Raw genomic sequence first — 4,539 nt, forward strand, 5'->3', positions numbered from 1 at the left:
AGCCCTTCCTCCGTAATCCAAACGAGTTCTCCGGGTTCCACATCGCGCAGGTAGTCCGCGCCAATGATATCGAGCGCGCAAGTTTCTGAAGCCAGCACATAGCGGAGTGGGTCTGTGGGTGAAAGCTGCGGCAGCGTGCCGATCACGAGCGGACGAATGCCGTTGATGTCTCGCGTTCCCATCAAACCCGTTGGGGTAGCGATCGTTAAGCTAAACGCACCCTCGCAGCGGTGGAACGCACTAATAGCAGCTTCCAACCAGCTTTTACCGTTATTGACTTCTTCTGCAATTGACAGCGCGATGAGTTCTGAGTCCGTGCTGCTGACAAAGCTGTAGTTATTTTTCAGCAGCCCTTCTCGCAGACTTCCCGTATTGACTAAATTTCCGTTGTGCGCCAGCGCTAGCTTTCCCAGACGGGTCTCGACCACCGCCGGTTGGGCATTCACAACCCGGCTCGATCCCGTGGTGGAGTAGCGCGTGTGCCCGATCGCCAGCTTCCCCGGTAAAGTGCCTAGAATAGTTTCATTAAATACCTGAGACACCAATCCCATCTCTTTGTGCAGATGCACGCGCACTTCTGCCGATGGTGCTTCGCCAAGATCCTCAAATGTGGCGATCCCCGCCGATTCTTGTCCCCGATGCTGTAGCGCAAACAGTCCAAAATACGTCAATCGGGCAACATTTTCTTCGGGTGCATAGATACCAAACACGCCGCAGGCTTCCTCAGGTTTGTCTGGACGATCGTCCAGCGCCTCGCCCAATTGGGTCTGGATGGCAGCGGAATCAACAGGGCGAGACTGATTTGGAATCATGATTTCGGAACGGCTCCTGGTCAGGGATAGGAATGCGCGGACAGCGATCGATGTCGTGAAAAAAATAACTGAGCTTAAGCTCTTCTTAAGCTCATTAATCTTCTCATTAACGGGCGGTAACTAACGGTTACATCCTAACAGCCCCACTTGTCCAGTGGGGATTAGTAGTGACAGCCCATAAATGACTCAACCTGACTAACGAGCTAACCGCCGCTCGATCGCGCGCTGCCAGCGATCGCTCATTACCGCCAGTGGAAGGTCGATCACCGCTGATTGCCGATCAACTGCGGCAATTTGTAGCGATCCCTGAGGCGCACTGACATTGCCTAATAGTTGCCAGTCCTCACCTAATTGCTCGTGTAAAAACGCCTCCCAATCGGACTGATGTGTGGGAGAAACAGACACCACGATTCGCGCTCCGCCTTCAGCAAACAGAATCTCATCCCAGCGTGAAGCAGCAGGTAAGGTCACGGATGCTCCACGATCGCCGCTAATGCAGCATTCCGCTAGCGCTACTGCCAATCCGCCCTCGGAGCAGTCGTGCGCCGATCGTACCCAGCCGCGTCGAATGCCGTCTCGACACGCGGCTTGCACACGCCGTTCCACGCCAAAATCTACACTCGGTGGCTGTCCGGCGACGGTGCCATGAATCGTTGCCAAGTACTCCGAGCCACCCAGCGTCGCGCCGCTATCAGCCGCATCGAGTCGGCGTCCTAACAGGTAGATGCGATCGGTTTCTGCCTGCCAACCCTGACCGCATACCTGAGTTAAATCAGGAATCAGCCCCACCATGCCAACGACCGGAGTCGGATAGATTGGTTGCGGTGTCCCATTGCTGTCCAGTGTTTCGTTGTAGAGCGAGACGTTTCCTCCCGTGACGGGCGTACCAAGTTCGCGGCAAGCTTCTGCCAGACCCCGACAGGCTTCGGCTAATTGCCAGTAGCCGATCGGCTTTTCTGGGCTGCCGAAGTTCAGGTTGTCCGTCACTGCCAACGGTTCTGCCCCCACACAGCTCAAGTTGCGGGCGGCTTCTGCGACGGTTGCCTTAGCTCCTTCATAAGGGTTGAGGTAGACATAGCGGGGGTTGCAATCGACTGTGGCAGCAACGGCAGGCAGTGGAGAGTGGAGAGTAGACACAGGGCGAATGCGAATGACTGCTGCATCTGCGCCTCCGGGCAGCAGAAGGGTGTTGTTCTGTACTTGGTGGTCGTACTGGCGGTAAACCCAGCGCTTCGAGGCGATCGTGGGCGTGTCGAGCAGGCGCAACAGCACGTCATTCCAGCTCAAGTGCGTGCCTTGATGGTCGATGCCGTCAGCGGTGCAGTCGGGCAGTTGGGCGATCGACCAGTTCCAAGCTTGCTGAGCGTACTCTGGCGGTTGGTCTAGCAGCGTGCGGTGATAGATGGGGGTGTTGTCTGCGAGAGCCGTAGCAGGCACTTCTGCGGCAATTTCGCCTTTGAATAGAATGCGGACGATCGGCTCCTCAATCACTGTCCCTGCAACAACCGCGTGCAGTCCCCAGCGTTGAAAAATCTCGATCAGCTCTGACTCGCGCCCCTTCTCTGCCACAAACAGCATTCGCTCCTGCGACTCTGACAACAGATACTCATACGGCACCATCCCCGCTTCGCGCACAGGCACGCGATCCAAGTCAAACTCAATCCCGACACCGCCCTTCGCTGCCATCTCTGCGGTGGAACAGGTAATTCCAGCGGCTCCCATATCTTGCGCTGCCACAACCGCGCCAGTTTTGAAGGCTTCTAAACAGGCTTCGATCAGCGATTTTTCCAGGAAGGGATCGCCGACCTGCACGGCTGGACGATCGTCCAGCGATGCATCACTTAATTCGGCACTGGCAAAACTCGCGCCGCCCATGCCGTCTCGTCCAGTCGTCGAGCCAACGTACAGCACCGGATTTCCCACACCCTTCGCCCCTGATTTGACGATTTCTGGCGTTTCCATTAGTCCCAGCGCCATCACGTTGACGAGCGGATTGCCGGAATACGCAGGGTCAAAGTACACTTCGCCACCAACGGTAGGAACGCCCACACAGTTGCCGTAGTGACTAATACCCGACACCACGCCGCTAAACAGGCGTCTTGTTTTTGCATCCTCAAGCGAGCCAAAGCGGAGCGAGTTGAGCAGGGCGATCGGGCGTGCTCCCATGGTGAAAATGTCACGCAGAATGCCCCCGACCCCCGTTGCTGCTCCTTGAAATGGCTCCACGGCTGACGGGTGATTGTGCGACTCAATTTTGAACGCTAGTTGCAGTCCGTTACCCAGATCTACGACGCCCGCGTTTTCGCCCGGACCGACAAGGATGCGATCGCCCTGCGTTGGAAACTGCTTCAGCAATGGGCGCGAGTTTTTGTAGCAGCAATGTTCAGACCACATGACGCCGAACATGCCCAGTTCGGCGATCGTGGGGTGGCGGCCCAACCGCTTCACAATTTCCTCGTATTCCTCTGGCTTAATGCCCTCCGCAGCAATTTCTTCAGCCGAAAACGGAGCCGATGATAGGGCAGACATAAAACAGGTGCAGCAACAGAACAGGGTTTATTGTATCGAGATTCGATAGAGTCAGGGCGATCGCGAAACGCAACCTGTGGACTTGCATTAATTCAATCGATGTGAAGGGACAGAATTCAACAGGCAAATCACTAGAAGCAAATCGCTCTTAACCGTTCGATATCTTTCTTTAAGTAGTTAATGTGTCTTACTAGGTTCCTTGTGGGGAACTATTATTAACTACAGCAAATTGAACCTACTTGATTAAGAGCGATGGTTAAGACGAATTTTTCATTGGATGTGCCTGAAATTAACTGGGAAATGGTTGATCTATTCAGCGATCGAGCAGCTCTTGAGAAAGAGCTGGACGACTTTGTTCACTTATATGAGAAACGCCCATTCGATAACACTGGCGGCATTACGTTTGGGTCTGCCTTTGCATACTATTCCTTTCTCAAGAGAATTGCGCCAGGTGCAGTTATCGAGTCTGGCATCTGGCGCGGATTCTCGACTTGGCTAATCGAATCGATGTTGCCCAGCGCTTCACTAATCTGCCTTGACCCAGTTCTGATGATGCCGCTTAACTTGGGACAGGTTTATCGATCGCCCCGAGCACACTACAACACCCACGACTTTTCCTGCTTTGGGTTTCCTGGAGAAATTGCAGCTCAAGCCTGCGTCGTTTTTGACGATCATCAAAACGTTTCTCCTCGTTTAGAGCAAGCAATGAATTACGGAATTCAGCATGTAATTTTAGATGACAATCAATACGAAGACACCTACCACGAATCTATCACCCATCTAATCAAGCACAACCATCCTGTACTGCCCTATTTGTTCAACGCGATTGATGAATACTATCTGTTTCCGCCGCTGATTCCACCGACCCCAGAAGGGTGCCCAGTCGAACCACTTTGGAAGGAAATTCCCCCAGTCCTTCAGCACCTAAACCACGAGCAGGAGTTCGCATACACGTGGGTAACATACATCCGGCTGAAGGTATGATGCAGGCTTGTCGTGGGGAAGGACGACTAGCCCACTGATTCCTGCACCCGCTCTCGCAGCCTTTGCAGTGTCGTCATTAACCGACTGTATTACTTTGCTCAATTAAATTCTGGCGCTTTGGTAGCAGAGAGTGTAGGAAGCGCTAGCCCGTACTGAGATTCTACCTAGCGCGATCGCCCTTCCTTCCTCACTAGCGGCGCTTCAAACGTTTGCC

3 protein-coding genes are annotated in these 4,539 nt (G+C 54.0%); 1 reads left to right on the top strand and 2 read right to left on the bottom strand.

Going from position 1 to position 4,539, the window contains the following annotated elements:
- The coding region (locus tag H6F43_RS16000) for a class II glutamine amidotransferase (protein WP_190343719.1) at positions 1-812 on the bottom strand (812 nt) is incomplete at its 3' end.
- 195 nt (positions 813-1,007) lie between these two features.
- Entirely contained in the window at positions 1,008-3,341 is a 2,334-nt protein-coding gene (purL, locus tag H6F43_RS16005; protein ID WP_190343720.1) for a phosphoribosylformylglycinamidine synthase subunit PurL, read from the bottom strand.
- Positions 3,342-3,593: 252 nt separating this feature from the next.
- On the opposite strand from purL, the gene H6F43_RS16010 reads away from it, so the two are divergent.
- On the top strand, positions 3,594-4,325 hold the full coding sequence (locus H6F43_RS16010; protein ID WP_190343721.1) for a hypothetical protein: 732 nt from the start codon (positions 3,594-3,596) through the stop codon (positions 4,323-4,325).
- The last annotated feature ends 214 nt before the right edge of the window (positions 4,326-4,539 follow it).

The organism is Leptolyngbya sp. FACHB-36, from assembly GCF_014695955.1.
Lineage (GTDB): Bacteria > Cyanobacteriota > Cyanobacteriia > Leptolyngbyales > Leptolyngbyaceae > FACHB-36.